At 73.8% G+C, this 21,696-nt stretch carries 17 protein-coding genes and 2 tRNA genes; 11 read left to right on the top strand and 8 right to left on the bottom strand.

What is annotated here, in order from left to right:
- Window positions 1-41 precede the first annotated feature (41 nt).
- The 3 genes from ACN27C_RS31245 (at window position 42) to ACN27C_RS31235 (ending at window position 2,011) form a co-directional block, all read left to right on the top strand.
- Window positions 42-114 (top strand) — tRNA-Gly (locus ACN27C_RS31245).
- Window positions 115-125: 11 nt separating this feature from the next.
- A tRNA-Val gene (locus ACN27C_RS31240) sits at window positions 126-197 on the top strand.
- Window positions 198-364: 167 nt separating this feature from the next.
- Window positions 365-2,011, top strand: coding sequence for a PKD domain-containing protein (locus ACN27C_RS31235; protein ID WP_422749904.1), 1,647 nt, complete (start codon window positions 365-367; stop codon window positions 2,009-2,011).
- 61 nt (window positions 2,012-2,072) lie between these two features.
- Here the strand turns inward: ACN27C_RS31235 and ACN27C_RS31230 are convergent, their stop codons facing one another.
- Complete coding sequence (locus ACN27C_RS31230) at window positions 2,073-2,648, bottom strand: hypothetical protein (RefSeq protein ID WP_422749902.1); 576 nt, start codon at window positions 2,646-2,648, stop codon at window positions 2,073-2,075.
- 1,232 nt (window positions 2,649-3,880) lie between these two features.
- Here ACN27C_RS31230 and ACN27C_RS31225 point away from each other — a divergent pair.
- Window positions 3,881-4,882, top strand: a complete 1,002-nt coding sequence (locus tag ACN27C_RS31225) for an NAD-dependent epimerase/dehydratase family protein (protein ID WP_422749900.1) — start codon at window positions 3,881-3,883, stop codon at window positions 4,880-4,882.
- A gap of 18 nt (window positions 4,883-4,900) precedes the next feature.
- On the opposite strand, the gene ACN27C_RS31220 is transcribed toward ACN27C_RS31225, so the two are convergent.
- Window positions 4,901-5,875, bottom strand: a complete 975-nt coding sequence (locus ACN27C_RS31220; protein ID WP_120570939.1) for an Acg family FMN-binding oxidoreductase — start codon at window positions 5,873-5,875, stop codon at window positions 4,901-4,903.
- Between the two features lie 187 nt (window positions 5,876-6,062).
- On the opposite strand from ACN27C_RS31220, the gene ACN27C_RS31215 reads away from it, so the two are divergent.
- A complete protein-coding gene (locus ACN27C_RS31215) occupies window positions 6,063-6,701 on the top strand; it encodes a response regulator (RefSeq protein WP_013284884.1) in 639 nt (212 codons plus the stop codon).
- Between the two features lie 7 nt (window positions 6,702-6,708).
- Here ACN27C_RS31215 and ACN27C_RS31210 read toward each other — a convergent pair whose 3' ends face one another.
- Together ACN27C_RS31210 and ACN27C_RS31205 are read right to left on the bottom strand one after the other, a co-directional pair.
- Window positions 6,709-8,376, bottom strand: a complete 1,668-nt coding sequence (locus tag ACN27C_RS31210; protein ID WP_199733054.1) for a GAF domain-containing sensor histidine kinase — start codon at window positions 8,374-8,376, stop codon at window positions 6,709-6,711.
- Between the two features lie 93 nt (window positions 8,377-8,469).
- On the bottom strand, window positions 8,470-9,480 hold the full coding sequence (locus ACN27C_RS31205) for an Acg family FMN-binding oxidoreductase (protein WP_120573894.1): 1,011 nt from the start codon (window positions 9,478-9,480) through the stop codon (window positions 8,470-8,472).
- Between the two features lie 153 nt (window positions 9,481-9,633).
- Between ACN27C_RS31205 and ACN27C_RS31200 the strand changes: the two genes are divergently transcribed.
- On the top strand, window positions 9,634-11,982 hold the full coding sequence (locus ACN27C_RS31200) for a heavy metal translocating P-type ATPase (RefSeq protein ID WP_121683206.1): 2,349 nt from the start codon (window positions 9,634-9,636) through the stop codon (window positions 11,980-11,982).
- Between the two features lies 1 nt (window position 11,983).
- Here the strand turns inward: ACN27C_RS31200 and ACN27C_RS31195 are convergent, their stop codons facing one another.
- The 4 genes from ACN27C_RS31195 to ACN27C_RS31180 form a co-directional block, all read right to left on the bottom strand.
- Window positions 11,984-12,850 carry a universal stress protein gene (locus ACN27C_RS31195; RefSeq protein ID WP_422749896.1) on the bottom strand — a complete coding sequence of 289 codons (867 nt, stop codon included), beginning with the start codon at window positions 12,848-12,850 and terminating at the stop codon, window positions 11,984-11,986.
- Window positions 12,847-15,249, bottom strand: coding sequence for a phosphoketolase family protein (locus tag ACN27C_RS31190; protein ID WP_422749894.1), 2,403 nt, complete (start codon window positions 15,247-15,249; stop codon window positions 12,847-12,849). The genes ACN27C_RS31195 and ACN27C_RS31190 overlap by 4 nt, the downstream gene beginning before the upstream one ends.
- Window positions 15,250-15,377: 128 nt before the next feature.
- Window positions 15,378-16,208 (bottom strand): universal stress protein, encoded by an 831-nt coding sequence (locus ACN27C_RS31185; protein ID WP_422749892.1) that lies wholly within the window; start codon window positions 16,206-16,208, stop codon window positions 15,378-15,380.
- A gap of 83 nt (window positions 16,209-16,291) precedes the next feature.
- Complete coding sequence (locus ACN27C_RS31180; RefSeq protein WP_120570933.1) at window positions 16,292-17,092, bottom strand: PP2C family protein-serine/threonine phosphatase; 801 nt, start codon at window positions 17,090-17,092, stop codon at window positions 16,292-16,294.
- 98 nt (window positions 17,093-17,190) lie between these two features.
- On the opposite strand from ACN27C_RS31180, the gene ACN27C_RS31175 reads away from it, so the two are divergent.
- The 5 genes from ACN27C_RS31175 to ACN27C_RS31155 all read left to right on the top strand — a co-directional run bounded on the left by ACN27C_RS31175 (window position 17,191) and on the right by ACN27C_RS31155 (window position 21,695).
- Window positions 17,191-17,427 carry an HTH domain-containing protein gene (locus ACN27C_RS31175; RefSeq protein ID WP_354874698.1) on the top strand — a complete coding sequence of 79 codons (237 nt, stop codon included), beginning with the start codon at window positions 17,191-17,193 and terminating at the stop codon, window positions 17,425-17,427.
- A complete protein-coding gene (locus ACN27C_RS31170) occupies window positions 17,427-18,002 on the top strand; it encodes a Clp protease N-terminal domain-containing protein (RefSeq protein ID WP_120570932.1) in 576 nt (191 codons plus the stop codon). Before ACN27C_RS31175 ends, ACN27C_RS31170 begins: the two co-directional genes overlap by 1 nt.
- A 100-nt stretch (window positions 18,003-18,102) precedes the next feature.
- Window positions 18,103-19,110: a diacylglycerol/lipid kinase family protein gene (locus tag ACN27C_RS31165; protein ID WP_358175630.1), complete on the top strand. Its 1,008-nt coding sequence runs from the start codon at window positions 18,103-18,105 to the stop codon at window positions 19,108-19,110.
- Window positions 19,103-20,104, top strand: a complete 1,002-nt coding sequence (locus ACN27C_RS31160) for a YihY/virulence factor BrkB family protein (protein ID WP_120570930.1) — start codon at window positions 19,103-19,105, stop codon at window positions 20,102-20,104. The genes ACN27C_RS31165 and ACN27C_RS31160 overlap by 8 nt, the downstream gene beginning before the upstream one ends.
- A gap of 100 nt (window positions 20,105-20,204) precedes the next feature.
- Window positions 20,205-21,695 carry a phosphatase PAP2 family protein gene (locus tag ACN27C_RS31155; RefSeq protein ID WP_364809694.1) on the top strand — a complete coding sequence of 497 codons (1,491 nt, stop codon included), beginning with the start codon at window positions 20,205-20,207 and terminating at the stop codon, window positions 21,693-21,695.
- Window position 21,696 lies beyond the last annotated feature (1 nt).

Raw genomic sequence — 21,696 nt, 5'->3', positions numbered from 1 at the left:
CGGGTAGAGTTCACCCCGTCGCCGGCGCGAACCGGCGGCACGCGGACGTAGCGCAGCTGGTAGCGCATCACCTTGCCAAGGTGAGGGTCGCGGGTTCGAATCCCGTCGTCCGCTCGCGATTGCCCGGGCGATTGGCGCAGTGGGAGCGCGCTTCCTTGACACGGAAGAGGTCACTGGTTCAAACCCAGTATCGCCCACCGAGAGTCACCCTCACCGCCCGCCGGCGCCGCCGGTCGATCGGCGGACGTATCCCACCGGACGGTTCGTACCGGCCACATCGGTCACCCGGCTCCACCGTGCGGATTATTCAGCCGCTGCCACCGCGCGTGTCACTGTGATGCCCGATGCGCAGGGAGGCGGTCACATGCACATGATCGAGCGGGGACGGTGGCGGCGGACGGCCGCCCGGTTAGGGGTGGCGGCTGTCGTCGCGGCGGCCGGGGTGACGGTCTCGGCCGCGCCCGCGCAGGCCACCGCGACGCGGACGGTGGCGTTCTTCAGCATGGACGAGCCCGCGTCGTCGACGGTGCTGACCGACTACAGCGGCAACGGCCGCCACGGCACGATCGGCGGCGAGGTGGTCACCGGCGCGCTCTACGCCGGGGCGACCGGCCACCGCTTCGCCACCCACCTGCCCACCGACCAGGAGTACGTCCCGGGCCACGTCGACCTGGTGCCGCACAGCACCGACTTCAACCCGGACGCCGGGGACTTCTCGGTGACCATCCGCTACCGGACCACGTACTCCTTCGGCAACATCCTCCAGAAGGGACAGGGCAACACGGCCGGCGGCTACTGGAAGTTCGAGGCGCCCAACGGCAAGCCGAAGTGCCTGTTCCGGGGCGCGGACGGCGCCTCCCGTACCGGCTACACGGACGTGCCGATCTCCGACGGCCAGTGGCACACGGTCACGTGCAACCGCACGTCCGCGTACGTGGAGATGTACGTCGACGGTGTGCGGACCAGCCGCCTCAACGGGCCGACCGGCACCATCGCCAACACCTGGCCGCTGTCCGCCGGCGGCAAGAGCCAGTGCGACGGTACGAAGGTCACCTGCGACTACTTCGCCGGCGACATCGACTACGTGAAGATCCTGAAGGGATCGGGCGGCCCGGCCAACCAGGCGCCGGTGGCAGCGTTGACGCCGACCTGCTCCGGACTGGTGTGCACGTTCTCCGGCGCGGCGTCCAGCGACGCCGACGGCGCGATCCAGGACCACGGCTGGGCCTTCGGCGACGGGGACAGCACCGGCACCGCCTCCGTACCGACCACGTCCCACACGTACGCGGCCGCCGGCACCTATCCGGTCACGCTCACCGTCACCGACGACCGGGGCGCCACCGGCACCGCGACCGTCGACGTGACCGTGGCGCCCGTACCGGAGCGGATCTCGTTCGTCGGCCAGGCCGCCGCGAACGCCAACTGGACCAGCCACACGGTCACCGTCCCGGCGGGCGTGCAGGCAGGTGACACGTTGCTGCTCCTGCTCAGCCAGAACACGCACACCGGCACCGGCGAGCCGACCGGGGTGACCGGCTGGACCAGGCTCGACCGCCTCGACGGTGGCTTCGCCACCACCACCGCCTGGTGGAAGACAGCGGGCGCGGGCGACGCGGGCACGGCGGTCCGGGTAACGCTGGACAGCCAGGCGAAGGGCAACCTGGTGCTGGCCGCGTACCGGGGTGCCGCCCCGACCGCGCCGGTCTTCACCAGGGCCACCGACCCGGCGAGCACCGCCACCCGGATCACCCCGTACGCGCCGGTGACCGCCGCGCAGAGCTGGGCCGTGTCGTACTGGCTGCACGGCGACAGCACCTCCACCGCGCTCACCCCGCCGTCCGGGGTGGCGGTGCGCAGCAACACCTCGCAGACCGGCGGCGGCCGGGTGACCGGCCTGCTCGCCGACTCGGCGAGTAGCGTGCCGACCGGCAGCTACGGCGGGCTCACCGCCACCGGCGCCGCGGCCAGCACGACCACCACCACGTGGACGTTCGTCCTGCCCCCGGCCTGACCGATCGGGTACGCGAAAGGCCGGCACCCCTTGGTTCGGGGTGCCGGCCTTCTCGTGTGTCTTACTTGTTCCAGTGCTCGGCGACGAGGTCGGCGGCCTGCTGTTCCCACTGGGCGTAGTGGTCGGGGTAGGCGGAGACCTGGACGGTCTGGGCGGCCTTGGTCAGGGGCATGTCCTGCCAGCCGTCGACCTGCTTCAGACCCTTCAGGAACGCCGTGGTCGAGTACTCGGGGTCGGTGATCTGCTCGACCGTGCCCCAGCCGGAGGAGGGGCGCTGCTGGAACAGGCCCTGCGAGTCGTGGTCGTTGCGGTCACCGAGGTGGCCGAGGTTCTCCAGCTTCGACTCCTGCAACGCGGTGGCGATGGAGACGACCGCGGCGCGCTCGTCCATGCCGGCCTTCTTCGTCGCGGCGATGATCGCCTTCACGTTCTTGGTCTGCTCGTCGTTCAGGTCGATGTGGGACTGGTTGCCCTGCACGCCGTGCGGGATCAGCTTGTCACCCTGCACGCTCACGCTCACCGGCTTCGCGTGCGTGGTGGTGTCCGCCGCGTGGGCGGCGACCGGGCCGGCGAAGACGCCACCGGTGAAGGCCAGACCAGCAATACCCAGGATGCTCTTCCGCAGGATCGTGTTCATGATGGGGGCTCCATTCGGGGGATCGACGCCCACACCGACGGGGGTCGGCGCGGGTGCGAGCACCGTCAGGCGCTCAAGAAAGTCTTCAAGGGGGGATCTCGGCTGCTCGCGGGGCACCGGGGGTGCCTCTGCGCGGCGCCGGAAGCATGTCCAACGACCCGCCACCCGCCACCATTCCCTGAGGCGGTGCACGCCACCAGGGGGCGCGGGGGTTCACGTCGTCGGAACCGTGTTCAACGACCAGCCCGCCGGGACCATTCCCCGCGGCTCACGTCGTCGGAACCGAACTCAACGACCGACAGCCCAAGACTGTTCCCGCAGCCAGCGGCCCCTTCTCGGGGCGCGGCTGGTACTCGGTCGCTCACCCGGATACAACGCCACCCACCCGCCAGCGATTCCACCGTCAGAGTGCCGCCCACCACCCCCGAACCGGACACCCCCACCCACACGCCGGACCGGACACCACGGCTGACAAGTTGCCCGCACTCCGGCCCAGCCTCAGCAGCATCTCGGAGCCCCTCGCCAGGCGGCCTCCCTCCGCATCCCGAGAGCAGCCGCAGATCTTGGTACCAAAGTGCCCCACAGGGGCCGTTTCGCACCAAGATCTACGGCCGGCTCGGTCCGAGGCGAGCGAGGGCATCCCACCCTGGCGGTCGATCATGAAGTTGGCGGCGACGAACCGGACACCAAACACCGCCAAGTTCATGATCGACCAGGCCCGGGGCGGGTCGACGTGCCGGCCGGGCTGCGTCGCCCGGGGAGGACGGGAGGGCGCGGCGAGGCCCTCGGCGATCTTGCGGTTCGAGCCCTCCGCGCGTCCCATTCGCGCGGTTTGCGCGGCACCAATGTGCAAGATCGCGGGCGGTCGGGGCGGTCGGGGCGGTCAGGGCGGCCCGGGCGGCCCGGGTGGCCCGGGTGGTCTTGAGGGCTGTTGGTCGAGGGCTGGCGAAAGGGGCCGTGAACTGCGAGGCGGACTCGTCGATCTTGGAGTTGTGGCACCTCGCGAACTGGGCTTATCGGGCATCCGAGGCGCCACAACTCCAAGATCGACGGTGAGGGGTGAGGGCGCGGGCCGGGCTCCCGGACGGCGCGGACAGTCGGGACGGGGCAGGTTCGGGTGGGGGCGAGTGCGGTGGCGCCGCAGTGACGGGAGGCTGGGTTCTGCCGTTGGCAGATCCGCTGACCGTGAAACCGGGCAGCCGTACCCGACCGGCGGCGGCACGCTGGGACTCATGCGACTCCTGATGCTTGGCGGTACGGGCTTTGTCGGTGGTGCGGTAGTGGCCGAGGCGGTACGCCGCGACTGGCAGGTCACCGTGTTCAACCGGGGTGTGCACGGGCAGGTGCCGGACGGCGTACACCGGTTGCGGGGTGACCGGACCGCGCCGGACGGCCTGGCCGCGCTCACCGGCGGCGAGTGGGATCTGGTGGTGGACACCTGGGACGGCGCGCCCCGGGCGGTACATGACGCGGCGTCGGCGCTGGAAGGCGCGGTGCCGCACTACGTCTACGTGTCCAGCGGATCGGTGTACGCGCCACCCGTCGCGCCCGGCAGCGGCGAGGAGGCACCGACAGTGCCGGCCGACCCGGACGCGGACGACGGTGACTACCCGGCGAACAAGGCCGGCGGGGAACGCGCCGCGACCCGGGTGTTCGGTGACCGGGCGCTGCTGGCGCGTGCCGGGCTGATCCTGGGGCCGGGGGAGGACATCGGGCGGTTGCCGTGGTGGCTGAACCGGATCGCCCGGGGCGGGGACGTGCTGGCACCGGGGCCGCGTGACCTGCCGATCCAGTACGTGGACGTGCGTGACCTGGCGACCTGGCTGCTGGACCGGGGTGCTGAGGGCGTCGGCGGGGCGTACAACGTGGTGGGTCGCACCGGGCACGCGACGATGGGTGACCTGCTCGACGCGGCGGTGGCCGCGACCGGGTCGGACGCGACGCTGCGGTGGACCGCGCCGGAGCCGATCCTGGCCGCCGGGGTGGAGCCGTGGAACGACCTGCCGGTGTGGATTCCGCGCGGGCACGAGTACCGCTGGTTGCAGGAGCGGGACGTGGAACGCGCGTACGCGGCGGGGCTGGTCTGCCGGCCGGTGACCGAGACGGTCGCGGACACCTGGCGGTGGCTGCGCGAGGTGGGCCGCGTGCCGGACCGGGCGGGGCGGCCGGCGCGCGCCCCGGTCGGCCTGGCGCCGGAGCGGGAGGCCGCCCTGCTGGCCGCGCTCCCGGCCTGACCGGCGGAGAGGTACGGGTCAGGCCGACACGACCGGCAGGTCGAGCACCTCCTCGACCGGACGGCGCGGGGTGGCGCGACCGGGCTGGCCGTACCCGATCCGCATCACCATCTGCGGGGTGCCGAACCGGCCCAGCGACATCCGCAGCGCCTCCCGCGCGGCCGGCACCTCGATCGGCTGGGACAGCATCGACACGCTCAGCCCGGCGTCGGTGGCGGTGAGCAGCACCCGCTGCAGCGCCTGCCCGGCGAGGATCTGGTCGGCGGAGGTGTTGCCGGCCGAGCCGAGCACCGCGACCAGCGGCTCCGGTTCGAAGTCGCGGCCGGGGGCGCGGTTGCGTCCGCCGAAGCCGCGCTGGGGCAGGAGGTCCTGCGGCTCGCTCTGCGGTCCGCCGGCGTCGGTGGGCACGCCGTCCGGGGCCGGCTCGGAGCGGATCCACTCGGCCCGCTCGGCCACGTACGCGGGGTCGCGTTCCAGCACCCGGTGGGCGCTGCGGGCGACCTCGGCGACCGCGTTGACGGCGCTGGTGCCGATCACCAGCTCCAGCCAGCACTGCTCGGCCCGGGCCGCCTCGCCGAGCCGCCAGCGGGCCTCGGCCGGCACCGGGTCGGGCCAGAACGGCGCGCGGTTGCTGAACCGGTGGCCGATCGCTCCGTACAGGCTCTGCTCGACCGGGGTGGGTCGGCGCGGCACGTCCGGGACCAGCCGGGCCACGACGTCGGGGTCGGCGGGGTACGGGCGCAGCCGCACAGTGGCCGGGGTGCCCGCGACGGCGAGCGCCAGCCGCAGGTTGAACAGCGCCGCCCCGGCGGCGATGCGCGCGCCCCAGCCGGTCGGGTCGGTGGCGGGCAGGCCGCGCAGCGGGTCGACGGACACCTCGATGCCGCCGTCGACGAGCCGGAACCGCCACGGCTGGGTGTTGTGCAGCGACGGCGCCCGGACCGCGTCGGCGACCGCGGCCCGCAGTTGCTCGCCGGTGTATTCGGTCGTCATGGTGGTGCTCCCTCTCGTGCGGCGCCGGCTTCCCCGGCCGGGTACACCACTACGGTGCGTCAGCGGGCGGCGCGGTGAGCAGGGCCGGAGGTCCCCACCTGGGCCCGGCCGTCGGTCCCGGCCGACGCGGTCAGGACGGGACTTTCGACCCGTGCTACGGGGGCGGGAAAGCGGGTAGAAAGGACTGATGATCCGGGTGTTCCTGCTCGACGACCACGAGGTCGTCCGTCGTGGCCTTGCCGACCTGCTCCAGAGCAGCGGCGACATCGAGGTGGTCGGCGAGTCCGGCCTGGCCCAGGAGGCGGCGCGCCGCATCCCGGCGCTGCGCCCGGACGTGGCGATCCTCGACGCCCGGCTGCCCGACGGCAACGGCATCGACGTGTGCCGGGACGTCCGTGCCGTGGACTCCTCGATCAAGGGGCTGATCCTCACCTCGTACGAGGACGACGAGGCGTTGTTCGCGGCGATCATGGCCGGCGCCGCCGGGTACGTGCTCAAGCAGATCCGCGGCACCGACCTGGTGGATGCGGTCCGCCGGGTGGCGGCGGGGCAGTCGCTGCTCGACCCGGCGATCACCACCCGCGTGCTGGAGCGCATCCGCAGCGGCGTGGAGCAGCCGCGGGAGCTGAAGTCGCTCACCGAGCAGGAACGGCGGATCCTGGAGTACGTGGCGGAGGGGCTCACCAACCGGGAGATCGCCGGGAAGATGTTCCTCGCCGAGAAGACGGTGAAGAACTACGTCTCCAGCGTGCTCGCCAAGCTGGGCCTGGAGCGGCGTACGCAGGCGGCGGTGCTGGCCACCCGGCTGCTCGGCAAGAACACCTGACGGCGCCTCAGTCGAGCGGGACGCTCCAGCGCACCTCGGTGCCGCGCGGCTCGGCCCGGCGCAGCGTGAACTCGCCGCCCAGCCGCTCGGCCCGCTCCCGCAGGTTGACCAGGCCGCTGCGGGCCGCCTCCGGGTCGCAGCCGATCCCGTCGTCGGTGACGGTGATCTCGACCCGGCCGGAGTCGACGCGTACGCGCACCGACACCCGATCGGCCTGCGCGTGGCGTACCGCGTTGGACAGCGCCTCGCGCAGCACGGCGGTGAGTTCGGGGCGCAGGTCGTCCGGGACGGCGCTGTCGATCGGGCCGATCAGCTCCAGGTCGGGGCGGTAGCCGAGCGATTCGGCGGCCACCTCGATCGCCTCGCGGATCTCGGTGCGCAGCGCCGCGCTCATCGGCGTCCGCAGCTCGAAGATGGTTCGGCGGATGTCTCGGATGGTGGCGTCCAGGTCGTCGACCGCCTGGTTGATCCGCTTGGCCGCCTCGGGGCGGGCGTTCATCGCGCCGCTCTGCAGTTGCAGGCCGGTGGCGAACAGCCGCTGGATCACCACGTCGTGCAGGTCGCGGGCGATGCGTTCGCGGTCCTCCAGGACCACCAGCAGTTCCCGTTCCTCCTGCCCGCGGGCGCGTTCCATGGCCAGCGCGGCCTGCCCGGCGAAGCTGGCGAGCAGGGCGAGGTCGTCGTCGGCGGCGGGCCCGTGGTCGGGCAGGTAGCCGATCACCAGGACGCCGTGCAGCGTGTCGGCGGCGGCGAGCGGGGAGACCACGGCCGGCCCGGCGACCACCGGCCGGGGCCAGGGCGCCGCGGCGGCGAGGTCGTCGACCTGGTCGTGGCGGCCCTGCGTGACGGACGCGGCGAAGCTGGTCTCGGCGGCCGGCAGCACCGCGCCGACCAGTTCCCGGCTGACCGGGTCGGCGCCGTCGACGACCTCGACGGTGAACTGGGCCTCGTCCTCGTCGTAGAGCAGCACCAGCGCCAGTTCGGCCTCGGCGACCTCGCGGGCGCGGCGGGCCACGAGCGTCAGCGCGTCGGTACGGCGTACCTCGCCGAGCAGCACCGAGGTGATCTCCGCGGCGGCCGCCAGCCAGCGTTCGCGGCGGTGCGCCAGCGCGTAGAGGCGGGCGTTCTCGATCGCCACGCCGGCCGCGGCGGCCAGCGCCACCACGATCTCCTCGTCGTCCTCGGTGAACTCGGCCGCGCCCTGCTTTTCGGCCAGGTAGAGGTTGCCCCAGACGTGGTCGCGGATGCGCACCGGCACGCCGAGGAAGCTGTGCATCGGCGGGTGGTTCGGCGGGAAGCCGTACGACTTCGGGTGCTTGGTGATGTCCGGCATGCGGACCGGCTTCGGCTCGTCGATGAGCAGACCCAGCACGCCGCGGCCGTGCGGCAGCTCGCCGATCTTCGCGTGCAGTTCGGGGCTGATGCCGTGGACGATGAAGTCGTGCAGCATGCGGTCGGGGCCGATCACGCCGAGCGCGCCGTACCGGGCGCCGGCCAGCTCGCACGCCGACTGCACGATCCGCTGCAGCGTGCTGCGCAGGTCGAGGTCGGACCCGATGCCGACGACCGCGTCCAGCAGGGCCCGTAGCCGCTCGCGGCTGGTGACCACCTCGCCGACGCGGTCGAGCATCTCCTGGAGCAGTTCGTCCAGGCGGACGCGGGACAGCGGGGTCAGCCCGAGCGACGGCGTGAGGTGCTCGTGCCGGGACTGGGGTGCGGCGGCCACCCGGCGATGGTATCGCCCGGTGGCCGCCGTGATCGAGACCGGTCAGGCGAGCCGGTCGCGGACCGCCGAGGTGTCGACCGTCTGTGCGACGTCCAGCCGGGGCGTGTGCGGCGGCCCGGCGTGGTTCGGGTCGGCCAGGCCGAGCCGCATGCTGATGTACGGGAACCCCAGGCCGGAGAGCATCTGGCGCAGCACCTCGCGGGTGCTCTCGACCTCCACCACACCGGACAGCGGCACCAGCGACACCCCGTGCCGGGTGGCGGTGAGCCAGGCGGCGGAGAGCGCCTCACCGGCGCGCAGCCAGCTCATCAGCTCGTCGTCGGAGCCCCACAGGATCCCGTACACGGCGGCCTTGTCGTGGCCGGGCCCGATCGGCAGCGAGCCGGCGCGGCCGAAGTCGCGGGCCGGAACGGTCGTCTGCGGGGCCTGCTCGGGCAGCACCTCCGGCGGCAGCCCGGTGCCGGTGCCGGCCCGGCTGGTCCAGTAGGCCAGCTCCTCGCGCAGTTCCGGGCTGTCCGCCTCGACGGCGGCGGCCTGCTGCGCGGCGCTCGCGAGCTGGATCTTCTGGGTGTCGTCGAGCAGTTGCAGGTTCACCCCCTCCAGCGTGGCGGCCCGGTCGATGTCGTTCAACGCGGCGGTGGGGATCGGCTCGTCGCTGACCGGCCGCCGGTCGGTGTGCCGCACCTGCATGCACTGCACGACGCGCATGGCGTCGGGGTCGGCGCCGGTGTGCTTGAGGGTGGTGATCCGGGCCAGCAGGTCGGGTTCCTTCGGGTCGGGCAGCCGTTCCACCACCGGGGTCCAGCCCTCGGCGGCCAGCGCCACCCGGGCGTGGTGCAGCGCGGCGCCGCAGCTCACCACCAGCAGGTGCCCTTCCGGGTCCAGGGCGCTGAGGTGCCGTTCGCGGACCACCCGCAGCTCCAGCGCGTCGGGCAGGACCGTCCAGTGCCACGGCTGCGTGTTGTGCACCGAGGGGGCGTGGCCGGCCATTCCGGCGGCCTCCGCGAGCGCGGTGGTCAACGGGCGATCGCCGGCCGGCGTCTCGTGGCTCATCGTCACGACCTTTCCTGTTTTCCCCATCGTGCCCCACCCCCGGGACGCCCGGGTGGGGATGCCGCTCCATCCTCGGGCATGCCCGGCCGCTCCGCAGGGCCGGATTACCAGTGTCGCCCCGCCGCCTCACGCCGGGACTGAGACGATCCACACGTGGGAACCGAGCCACGCGAGTGCGTACCCGAGCAGCCGGCCCGCGCCCGGCGGTGGGCGTGGGCCGAGTGGGCGCCGCTGGTGCTGCTCACCGCGGCGGTGCTGGCCGGTGCGGCGCTGTGGTTCGCCGGCGCGCACGACGCCGCCCGGCTGGTCTGGGCGGCGGTCACGGTGGTCGCCCTGGTGCCGGCGGCCTGGACGACGCTGCGCCAGTTGTGGCTGCGGCAGTTCGGGGTGGACGTCATCGCGGTGCTGGCGCTGCTCGGCGCGCTGCTGGTGCGGGAGTACCTGGCCGGCGCCGTGATCGCGGTGATGGTCGCCACCGGCCGGGCGCTGGAGGAGTACGCCCAGCGTCGCGCCACCCGCGACCTGCGGGCGCTGCTGGAACGCGCGCCCCGGCAGGCCCGCCGGCGCACCCCGGACGGCGGGATCGAGGTGGTGCCGCTGGACCGCGTCGCGGTGGGGGACCGCCTCGTCGTCGGGCCGGGCGACGTGGTGCCTGTGGACGGCGTGGTCGAGGAGGCGGCCACGCTCGACGAGTCGGTGGTCACCGGCGAGTCGCAGCTGGTCACCCGTGCGGCCGGGGAGGAGGTGGCCAGCGGCGTCGTCAACGCGGGTGCCGGCTTCGGGCTGCGGGCGCGCCGTAACGCGGCGGAGAGCACCTACGCGGGCATCGTCCGCCTGGCCGGCGAGGCGACGGCCCGCAAGGCCCCGATGGTACGGCTGGCCGACCGGTACGCCGCCGCGTTCGTGCCGTTCACGCTGGTGCTGGCCGGGCTGGCGTGGCTGCTGTCCGGCGAGTTCACCCGGGCGGTGGCGGTGCTCGTGGTGGCGACACCGTGCCCGCTGCTGCTGGCCACCCCGATCGCCGTGGTCTCCGGGCTGTCCCGGGTGGCCCGGCGCGGTGTGCTGGTCCGGGACGGCGGGTCGCTGGAACAGCTCGGCCGCGCCCGTACCCTGCTGCTGGACAAGACCGGCACGCTCACCGCCGGGCGGCCCCGGGCGGCGGAGGTGGTGGTGGCGCCCGGCGGCGACCGGGACGACGTGCTGCGGCTGGCCGCCTCGGTCGAGCAGCTCTCCCCGCACGTGCTGGCCGCCGCGCTGGTCCGGCAGGCCCGGGAGCGCGGGCTGGCGCTGGCCGAGCCGACGCAGGTCACCGAGGAGCCGGGGCACGGGGTGAGCGGGCGCGTCGACGGGCGGATGGTGCACGTCGGGCAGCTCGCCGGGGAACCGCCGGAGTGGGCGGGCCGGCTCGGTGAGCGCGCCGAACGGGCCGGGCGCTCCGCGGTCTGGGTCAGCGACGACCACGCGCCGCTCGGCGCGATCCTGCTGGAGGACCCGGTCCGGCCGGACGCCCGGCGCACGGTGCGGCGGCTGCGCGAGGCGGGCCTGACCCGCCTGGTCATGGTGACCGGCGACCGGCCGGGCACGGCCCGGCAGGTGGCGCAGGTCGTGGGCGTGGACGACGTGATCGCGCGGTGCTCGCCGCAGGAGAAGGCCGATCGGGTACGCGAGGAGTCGGCGCACGCGGTGACGGTGATGGTCGGCGACGGCGTGAACGACGCGCCCGCGCTGGCCGAGGCGCACGTGGGCGTGGCGATGGGCGCGACCGGGGCGACCGCCTCGGCGGACGTGGCCGACGCGGTGCTCACCGTGGACCGGCTGGACCGGCTCGCCGACGCGGTCGAGATCGCCCGGTACGCGCGCCGCATCGCGGTGCAGAGCGCCACCGTCGGGATGGGCCTGGCGGTGCTGGCCATGCTGGTGGCCGCGGCGGGGCGGCTGCCCCCGGTGGCCGGCGCGTTCCTCCAGGAGGGCATCGACGTCCTGGTGATCCTCAACGCGTTGCGCGCGCTCGGCGGCGGCCTGCGGCGGCGGGACCTGCCGGCGCACACCGTCGAGCTGATCGACAGGTACGCGGGCGAGCACGGCGGCGTCCGGGACGTGCTGGCGGCGCTGCGGGACACCGCCGACATGGTGGCGACCCGCCCGGACGACCCGGCGTGCCTGCCGGCGCTGCGGGAGGTGCACCGGCGCCTGGTCGACGAGGTGCTGCCGCACGAGGCGGCCGAGGACCGGCAGCTCTACCCGGCGCTGGCCGGTCCGCTCGGCAGCGCCGAGGCGACCTCCACGATGAGCCGGGCCCACGTGGAGATCGTCCGGCTGGTGGAGCGGATCGGCGGGCACCTCACGGCGCAGCCGGACGGCCGGCTGCGCCGTGACGAGGTGCCCGATCTGCTGGCCGCGCTCTACGGCCTGGACGCGGTGCTGCGCCTGCACCTGGCCCAGGAGGAGGAGGACTACTTCTCGCTCAACCCGGAGGAGGGCTCCACCGCGCCCGGCCGCTGAGTCAGCGCTCGCGGACCACCGCGACGGGGCAGTGCGAGTGCTGGATGAGCTGCTGGCTGACCGAGCCGAGGAGCATGCCGCGCAGGCCGCCCCGGCCCCGGCTGCCGACCACCACCAGCTGCGCCGACCGGCTCGCCTCCACCAGCAGTGCGGACGCGCTGCCGGGGACCGCCTCGATCTCGACCGGCACGTCGGGGAAGCTCTCCCGCCACGGCGCCAGCTCCGCCTCGGCGGCGGCCCGCTCGCTCGCGGCGACCTGCTCCGGGTCGAAGTCCGGCGGCACCCACCGGTCACCCGGCGGCTCCCAGGCCCGCAGCACCCGCAGCGGCACGTCCCGCTGGGCGGCCCGCTCGACGGCGAAGCCGAGCGCCCGCAGCGCCGACTCCGAGCCGTCCGAGCCGACCACCACCGGCCCGGACGTGGCGGCCTGGCCGTCGCGGACCACCACCACCGGGCAGTGGGCGTGCGCGGTGACCGAGACCGCCGTGGAACCGGCGAGCAGCCCGCCGAAGCCGCCGTGGCCCCGGCTGCCGAGCACGAGCATCCCGGCGTCGGCGGACCGCTCCTGGAGCACCAGCGCGGGCGGCCCGTCGAACACCTCGCCGTGCACGGTCAGGCCCGGCCGGTCGGCGGCGGCGTCCGCCGCCGCCTTGCGGACCAGCTCCTCGACCTGCTGCCGGGCGGCCTCGTCCGGCCACACCCCGGGCGCCACGCCGGGCCCGATCCAGCCGGTCACTGTCAACCACTCGAAGACGTACGCCAGGCGTACCGGCCGCCCGGAGCGGCCGGCCTCGTCCAGCGCCCAGTTCAGGGCGACGGCGGCGTCCGAGGAGCCGTCGTAGCCGACCAGGATCTCGTCGTCGTTCATTCGCCACTCCTCACCGCGGGGTCGTTCTCCCTGATCCAGCGCCACTCGGCGACCCGGGGGTCGTCCTCGCCGTAGCGGCGGGTGTAGTCGCGGCAGGCCTGGCGGGCGTCCACCATGTCCTGGCGCAGGTGCGCGGCGCGCGACCGCAGCCCCGGCACCCGGTCGATCACGTCGATGACCAGGTGGAAGCGGTCCAGGTCGTTGAGCATCACCATGTCGAACGGCGTCGTGGTGGTGCCCTCCTCCTTGTAGCCGCGCACGTGCAGGTTCTCGTGGTTGGTCCGGCGGTAGGTGAGCCGGTGGATCAGCCACGGGTAGCCGTGGTACGCGAAGATCACCGGCTTGTCGCGGGTGAAGATGGTGTCGAACTCGTTGTCCGGCAGGCCGTGCGGGTGCTCCGACGGCGGTTGCAGGCGCATCAGGTCGACCACGTTGACCACCCGCACCCTCAGGTCCGGCAGGTGCCGGCGCAGCAGGTCGACGGCGGCGAGCGTCTCCAGCGTCGGCACGTCGCCGGCGCAGGCCAGCACGACGTCCGGTTCGGTGCCGTCGTCGCTGCTGGCCCAGTCCCAGATGCCCAGGCCACGGCGGCAGTGCTGGATGGCCTCGTCCATGGTCAGCCAGTTCGGCGCGGGCTGCTTACCGGCCACCACCACGTTGATGTAGTGCCGGCTGCGCAGGCAGTGGTCCATGGTGGACAGCAGCGTGTTGCCGTCCGGCGGCAGGTAGACCCGGACCACCTCGGCCTTCTTGTTGACCACGTGGTCGATGAAGCCCGGATCCTGGTGCGAGAAGCCGTTGTGGTCCTGGCGCCACACGTGGCTGGACAGCAGGTAGTTCAGCGAGGCCACCGGCTCCCGCCACGGGATGTTCCGGGTCACCTTCAGCCACTTGGCGTGCTGGTTGACCATCGAGTCGACGATGTGGATGAACGCCTCGTAGCTGGTGAAGACGCCGTGCCGGCCGGTCAGCAGGTAGCCCTCCAGCCAGCCCTGGCACAGGTGCTCGGAGAGCACCTCCATCACCCGGCCGTCGGGGGAGAGGTGGTCGTCGCCGGGCACCTCGGCGCCCACGAACGCGCGGTCGGTCACCTCGAACGCCGCACCGAGCCGGTTCGAGGCGACCTCGTCCGGGCCGAACAGGCGGAACGTCTCCGGGTTGCGCGCGATCACGTCGCGGACCCAGGGGCCGAGCACACCGGTCGCGCCGGCCATCGGCTCGCCCGGCGTCGGCACGTCGACCGCGTAGTCGCGGAAGTCCGGCAGCTCCAGGTTGCGCAGCAGCCGGCCGCCGTTGGCGACCGGGTTGGCGCTCATCCGGTGGTCACCGGTGGGAGGCAGGCCGGCCACCTCGGCGACCGGGCCGCCGGTGGCGTCGAACAGCTCGTCCGGCCGGTAGCTGCGCAGCCAGCGCTCCAGCTCGGCCAGGTGCTCCGGGTTGTCCCGGACCTCGGAGATCGGCACCTGGTGGGCGCGGAACGTGCCCTCGACCTGCTTGCCGTCGACCCGGGACGGACCGGTCCAGCCCTTCGGCGTCCGCAGAATGATCATCGGCCAGCGGGGGCGCTCGACGTGCTCGCCGGAGCGGGCCCGGCGCTGGATCGCCGCGATCTCGTCGACCGCGCGGTCGAGCGTCGCGGCCAGCAGCTGGTGCACGGTCGCCGGGTCGTCGCCCTCGACCACGTACGGCTCGTAGCCGAAGCCGCGCATCATGTCCCGCAGGTCCTCACCGGGGATCCGGTCCAGCACGGTCGGGTTGGCGATCTTGTAGCCGTTGAGGTGCAGGATCGGCAGCACCGCGCCGTCGCGGGCCGGGTTGAGGAACACGTTCGACAGCCAGCTCCCGGCCAGCGGGCCGGTCTCCGCCTCGCCGTCACCGATCACGCAGGCCACGAGCAGGTCCGGGTTGTCGAACGCGGCGCCGTACGCGTGGCTCAGCGCGTACCCCAGCTCGCCGCCCTCGTGGATCGAACCCGGCACCTCCGGCGCCACGTGGCTCGGGATGCCGCCCGGGAAGGAGAACTGCCGGAACAGCCGCTGCATGCCGGTCTCGTCCCGGGGGATGCTGTGGTACAGCTCGCTGTAGGTGCCCTCCAGCCAGGTGTTCGCCACCAGAGCCGGGCCGCCGTGGCCGGGGCCGGTGACGAAGATGGCGGACAGGTCCCGGTTCACGATGACCCGGTTGAGGTGCGTGTAGAGCAGGTTGAGCCCGGGGCTGGTGCCCCAGTGGCCCAGCAGGCGCGGCTTGACGTGCTCGGGCTTGAGCGGTTCGCGCAGCAGCGGGTTGTCGAGCAGGTAGATCTGGCCGACGGTCAGGTAGTTCGCCGCGCGCCAGTAGGCGTCCAGCCGGCGCAACTCGTCGTCGGTCAGGGGGCTGTGCAGGTTCACCGCGGTGTCCATGCTGCCTTAGCCTCTCGTGGCTCGGGGTCGGCTGCCACTCGGGGAGCACATCTTCTTTCCCGCCGCGTCCAGCGTCGCCCCCGTCGGGGGTCGCCGGTCAGGGCCGTAGGTCCCGCCTCGCGCGGGCGTCATGACCCGTCCCCGGCGTCGGCGGCGACTCCGCGTACGACGATCAGCGGGGCCGGCGAGTGATAGAGCAGGGACTGGCTGACCGCGCCCAGAGTGGACCCTATCGGCCCGTCTCCCCAGGCGGCCACCACCGCGAGCTGCGCCGCGCGGGACCGGTCGAGCAGGACGGACTTCGGGTCACCGTGGACGGTCTCGCAGTCGGCGGCGACCCGGGGGTACCGCAGGGCCGTGCGGGTGACCGCCTCCTCCAGGCGCCCGTCGTCGCGGTCGCCGGACTCCGGCTCGATCACCCGGACGGCGAGCAGGCGGGCGCCCCGGTGCTGCGCGCAGTCGAAGGCGTACCCGAGGGCGGCCCGCGAACTGGGCGACCCGTCGAAGCCGACGAGCAGCGGGCCGGGCGGGGCCGGCTCGGTACGCCCGACCAGCACCGGGCAACCGGCCCGGGCGGCCACGTCGACGGCCGGCGTGTCGGCGGGTACGCGGTCCGGGTGCGCGGACATGCCCCCGTCACCGAGCGCGATCAGGAACGCGGTGTCGGCGACCCGCAGCAGCGCCTCGACCGGCGAGCCCTCGACGATCCGGCCGCTGACCGGCACCTGCGGCGCGCACTCGGCGACGACCTGCCCGGCGTGCTCCAGCACGTTCTCCGCGTCCCTTCGGGTGCCGCCGGCCGGGGCGGGGCCGGGCGTCGCGGCCCAGTTGAACGCGTGCAGCAGGTGCAGCGGCCGGTCGTGGGCGGCGGCCTCGGCGGCGGCCGTGCGGACCACTGTCAGATCGGCCTCGGACCGGCCGACGCCGACCACCACCGCGCCGTGGCTGGGTGCGGCCACCCCGGCTCACCTCCCGACCCCTGCTTTTCACCCACCGTAGTCGGGGGACCGGGTGCGCCGGAGCGGGTCGGCGGAACTGGCGGTCAGCGCGGGGCGGGCAGCGCCGGGTGCACGCGCAGCACGACGGCTGTGGCGTTGTCCTCGCCGCCCTCGTCCAGGCTGGCGGCGAGCAGGGCCTCGGCGGTGCGCGCCGGGTCGCGTCGCGCGGAGAGCAGGTCGCGCAGCCGGTGGTAGCCGAGCTGGTCGCTGATCCCGTCGGTGCACAGCAGCCAGGTGTCGCCCCGGCGCAGCGGCACGGCGAGCAGGTCCGGCTCGGGCCGGTCCGGGTGGCCGACGTAGCGCAGCAGCTGGTAGCGCGCCCGCGCCGCCTCCGGCGAGTCGGCCGGCCACCAGCCGTGCAGCAGGCCGAGCCAGGCCATGGTGTGGTCGACGGTGATCAGTTCCAGCAGCCCGTCGCGCAGCCGGTACGCCCGCGAGTCGCCGAGCTGCACCAGCCAGCCCTGGTCGCCGTCCGGCTCGATCACGAGCGCGGTGAGCGTGCATCCGGTCAGGCCCGGCTGCGCCGCGCCGGCCTGGCGTACCCGCCGTTGGGTCTCGGCCACGGCGGCGCGCAGCGCGGCGGCGCCGACGGCGGGCCAGCCGGCGCGGACCTGCGCCACGAACGTCTCCGCGGCGGTCGTGCCGGCCACCCGGCTGCCCTCGCCGTCGCCCATCCCGTCGCAGAGCACCGCGAGCGGCAGCTCGGGGTCGACGTGCAGCACGTCGTAGTTCTCCGGATAGCGGTGCCCGACCACGCTGCCCCCGGCGATCTCCAGGGTGAGGCGGCCGGCGGTGAGCCGGCGCGCGGACTCGACCGGCCGGTCCAGCGGACGGCGGCGGAACACCAGCGGACCGTAACACCGGGACGGGCCGGACAGCGGCAGGCCGCCTCGCCTGTCAACCAGGGTTGACAGGCGAGAGTCTGTCAACCTACATTGACACCATGAGTCAGGCGACGGAACTCGCGGCGGCGGCCGGCAGCACCGACCCCAAGGTCGGCCTGCGTGCCGTGCTCGCCCTGCGCCGGCTGCTGGAGCGGCTTGAGGTGATCCAGGTCGACAACGCCCGGCGGCAGGGCTGGTCGTGGCAGGAGATCGCCGACGCCCTCGAGGTCAGCCGGCAGGCGGTCCACAAGAAGCACGCCGGACGGCCGGCGGTGCGCCAGAGCTGGGAGGCGTGATGTTCGAACGGTTCACCGACCGGGCCCGGAGCGTGGTGCACCACGCGCTCGACGAGGCCCGCACCGAGGGACGGCGGCCGGTCGGCACCGAGCACCTGCTGCTGGGCGTGCTCGCCGACCGCGACAACCTGGCGGTACGGCTCCTGGCGGCCGGCGGCGTCGACGCCGACGCGCTGCGCGCCGCGGTGGCCCGCCACACCGCGCAGGGCGTGGACGGGCTCGGCGCGGCGGACGCCGCGGCGCTGCGCGAGATCGGCATCGACCTCGCCGCGATCGTGGCCCGGATCGAGGAGTCCTTCGGCCCCGACGCGCTGCGCGAGGCGACACCGCGTCCGCGCCGCTGGTGGCGTCGAGGGTCGCACCACGGCACGTTCTCGCCCCGCGCCAAGAAGGTGCTGGAGCTGTCGCTTCGCGAGGCGCTGCGGCTGCGCCACCGGCACATCGGCACCGAACACATCCTGCTCGGCCTGCTGCGCGAGGGCGACGGCCTGGCCGCCGTGGTGCTCACCGAGGCCGGCGTCGACCTCGACGACCTGCGGCGGCGCGTCGACGCGGCGCTGCGCGAGGCGGCCTGACCGCGACGACGCGCATCCATTTTTCAAACCTGTTTGCGGTCCTTGCAACGTCCCGCCCCGCCGGGTCGCCGTCACGCCCCGTGTCCTGCACACTGACGCCGTGGACGGTGCAGACGACAAGCGCCCGGTGAACGCGGAGAACCGCACCCCGCGCTCGGCAGTGGTGGTCAACCCGGTGAAGGTGGCCGACCTGGACGAGTTCCGCCGCACCGTGGACGGCGCGCTCGCCGCCGCCGGGTGGCCGGCCCCGGCCTGGTACGAGACGACAGTCGAGGACCCGGGCCGCGGGCAGACGGAACAGGCAATCGAGGCGGGCGCGGAGGTCGTCTTCGCCTGCGGCGGCGACGGCACGGTGATGGCGTGCGTGACCGCGCTGGCCGGCACCGACGTGGCGCTGGCCGTACTGCCCCAGGGCACCGGCAACCTGCTGGCCGCCAACCTCGGCCTCTCGAACGACCTGGCCGCCGGGCTGGAGGTCGCCGTCGAGCGCGGGATGCGCCGCCTCGACGTCGGCGCGGTCGGCGACAAGTGCTTCGCGGTGATGGCCGGGATGGGCTTCGACGCCCAGATGCTCGACTCCACCTCCGAGACCACGAAGAAGCGGATCGGCTGGCCCGCGTACGTGGTGGGCGCCGCCCGCCACCTGCGCGACCGGCCGATGCGCGTCTCCGTGCGCCTCGACGGCAAGCCGCCGCTGCGCCGCCGGGCCCGCTCGGTCCTGGTCGCCAACGTCGGGCGTCTCCAGGGCGGGGTACGCCTGCTCACCGAGGCCGAACCGGACGACGGCTGGCTCGACGTGGCGGTGCTGACGCCGCGTACGCTGCGCCACTGGCTCGCCATGGGCTGGGCGGTGCTGCGCCGCCGAGACCGGGTGCCCGGCATGGAGGTGTTCCGGGCCCGGTCGGTCGAGATCACCAGCACCCGGTCGCAGCCCCGGCAGCTCGACGGCGACCTGATCGAGCCGGGCCGGTCGCTCAAGGCCACCATCCGCCCCGAGTCGCTCTGGCTCTGCGTACCGCGCCCGGCGGAGGACCCCGACCTGGCCGTGGACGCCGACGCGGTCGGCGAGCGCGGTGAGCATCTGGTCGAGGAGGCCCGCCGTGAGTAGCACGAAGCTGGTCCCCGAGACCCGGTTGATGACCGAGGACCAGCTCTCCGCCGACGACGCCTGGCACACACTGCGCCGGCACGGCGGCTGGTGCCTGCTGCGGGACGCGTTCATCCGGTTCCGCTACGGCGACGGCTTCAGCCACTCCCGGGCGCTGGCGTTGCAGCTCTGCCTGGCCGTGGTGCCGTTCCTGATCGCGCTCACCGGTCTGATCACCGACCTGGGCGTGGACGAGGGCGGCAAGGTCGTCGCCGACACGGTGCTGGCGATCACGCCCGGCCAGAGCGAAGCCATGGTGCAGGACCTGCTGACCGACAGCGAGCGCACCGAGGACGCCGGTGAGCTGGCGCTGACGCTGGGTCTGCTCACCGGGCTGGTCGCGCTGACCACCACGATGGCGCAGATCGAGCGGGGAGCCAACCGGATCTACGGCGTCGAGCGGGACCGCCCGGCGCTGGCGAAGTACCTGCGCGCCGCCGTCCTCGCGGTGGTCGCCGGTGTGCCCGCGCTGGCCGGTTTCCTGATCCTGGTCGGCGGGCGGGCGATGGGCGAGTCGGTACGGCGGCACTACGAGTGGGGCGACCTCGCCATGGCCGGGTGGGACGTGATCCGCTGGCCGCTGAGCCTCGGCCTCACAGTGCTCGCCGTCGCGGTGCTGTTCCGGCACGCACCCCGGCGCCGCCAGCCCGGCCTGTCCTGGCTCTTCTTCGGCGCGTCCATCGCCATCGCGATCTGGTGGCTGGCCAGCCTGCTGCTCGCCGCCTACGTGAAGTACAGCGGCGGATTCGGCCAGACCTACGGCGCGCTGACCGGCATGATGGCCCTGTTGCTCTGGGCCAACCTCACCGGGATCGCGCTGTTCGGCGGGCTGGCCTTCGCCGCCCAGCTCGAAGCGATGCGCATCGGGGTGGAGGAGCCCGCCCAGCCGGACCTGTGGGAGCCGGAGGCGCAGCGGGCGGAGCTGTTCGACACCGGCGAGATGACCTCGCTCTGACGCCACGGCCGGTCCGGCGTGGACGCCGCGCCGGTGCGGCGTGTACGGGACACGCCGATCGGGTACAGCGCGCCTCGCAGAGGAACGAGGGAGGTGCGGTGTGACCGCGGTCAAGGAAGCCGGGAGCCGGCCGCTCAGCCATTTCGCGGAGCGGAGCCTCGCGGGCCTGCTCGCCGTGGCCGGCGCGGGAGTCGGGTTCGGCGTGCTGCTCATGCTGGTCCGGTTCCGGTGGAGCCCGCTGGGCGACGCCGACCACGCGGTGGCCGAGTGGTTCAACGACCTGGTGGCGCCGCACGGCCCGCTGGTCACAGTGCTCCAGGCGATCACCGACCTGGGCGGGCGGCCGGTGCTGATCTGGCTGGTCACCATCGCCGTGGTGGGCCTGCTGATCCGCCGCCAGTCCCGGCTGGCGGTCTACCTGATCGTCACCGGCGCCGGCGGGCTGATCCTCGACCCGTCGCTCAAGGCGCTGGTGGGGCGGCTGCGTCCGGTGGTGGACGTGCCGATCGCCAGCGCACCGGGCAACAGCTTCCCCAGTGGTCACGCGCTCGGCTCGTTCGTCGCGTACGGGGCGCTGCTGCTGGTGTTCCTGCCGGCCATGTCGCCGCGCTGGCGCAAGCCCGCCATCGCGATCGCCGGTGTGCTGATCTTCCTGGTCGGGCTGACCCGGATCGCGCTGGGCGTGCACTTCGTGTCCGACGTGATCGGCGGCTGGCTGCTCGGTGCGGCCTGGCTGGGCGTCACCGCGTACGCCTTCCGGCTGTGGCGGCGCGAGCGCGGCCGGCCGGTGCCGCCGCTGCGCGAGGGTCTGGAGCCGGAGGCCGGCGAGGAGCTGGCGCTCGCGCCGGACGAGGAGAAGGTGCTGGAGCACCCGCGCTCGGCGGTGGCCGAGCTGCTCGTCGGCTGGGTCCTCGTCTTCGGCGTGCTCTACGCGTTCGGCATGTTCGTCAGCTACCACGCCAAGGGCACGTTCTTCGACACGCTCGACACCGAGGTGCCGCGCTGGTTCGCCGAGCGGCACACCGACGCGCTCACGGAGCTGAGCTGGTGGTGGAGCAAGTTCGGCGACACCCACGCCATCCTGCTGGTGTCGCTGGTGTTCTGCCCGATCGTGCTGGCCGTGTGGCGGCGGTGGCGCCCGGTGCTGTACGTGGTGCTGGCGATGTTCGGCGAGCTGAGCCTGTTCCTGGCCAGCGCCCGCGTGGTGGACCGGCCCCGGCCGCCGGTGGAGAACCTGGACGGGCAGATGCCGACCTCGTCGTTCCCGTCGGGGCACATCGCGGCGACCATCTGCCTCTGGGTGGCGATGGCGGTGATCGTGTTCCCGCGTACGGACAGGTGGTGGCGGTGGCTGTTCGTGGGCATGGCCGTGCTGATGCCGGTGGGCGTGGCGACCTCCCGGATGTACCGGGGCATGCACCACCCGACCGACTTCATGGGCGCGATCCTGCTCGGCGCGCTCTGGCTGTCGCTGCTGTACTGGGTGATCAAGCCGAACGCCGACGTGTACGAGGGCAACCGGCCGGCGATCGAGTCCGAACAGGTCGACGAGCTGGACGACGAACTGGCCAAGGCCGCGCGGCCGGACTGAG

The sequence above is a fragment of the Micromonospora sp. WMMD1219 genome (assembly GCF_049315215.1).
GTDB classification, from domain to species: Bacteria; Actinomycetota; Actinomycetes; order Mycobacteriales; family Micromonosporaceae; genus Micromonospora; species Micromonospora tulbaghiae.
Note: the sequence above shows the minus strand (reverse complement) of the source record. Positions and strands in the feature narration are given on the sequence as shown.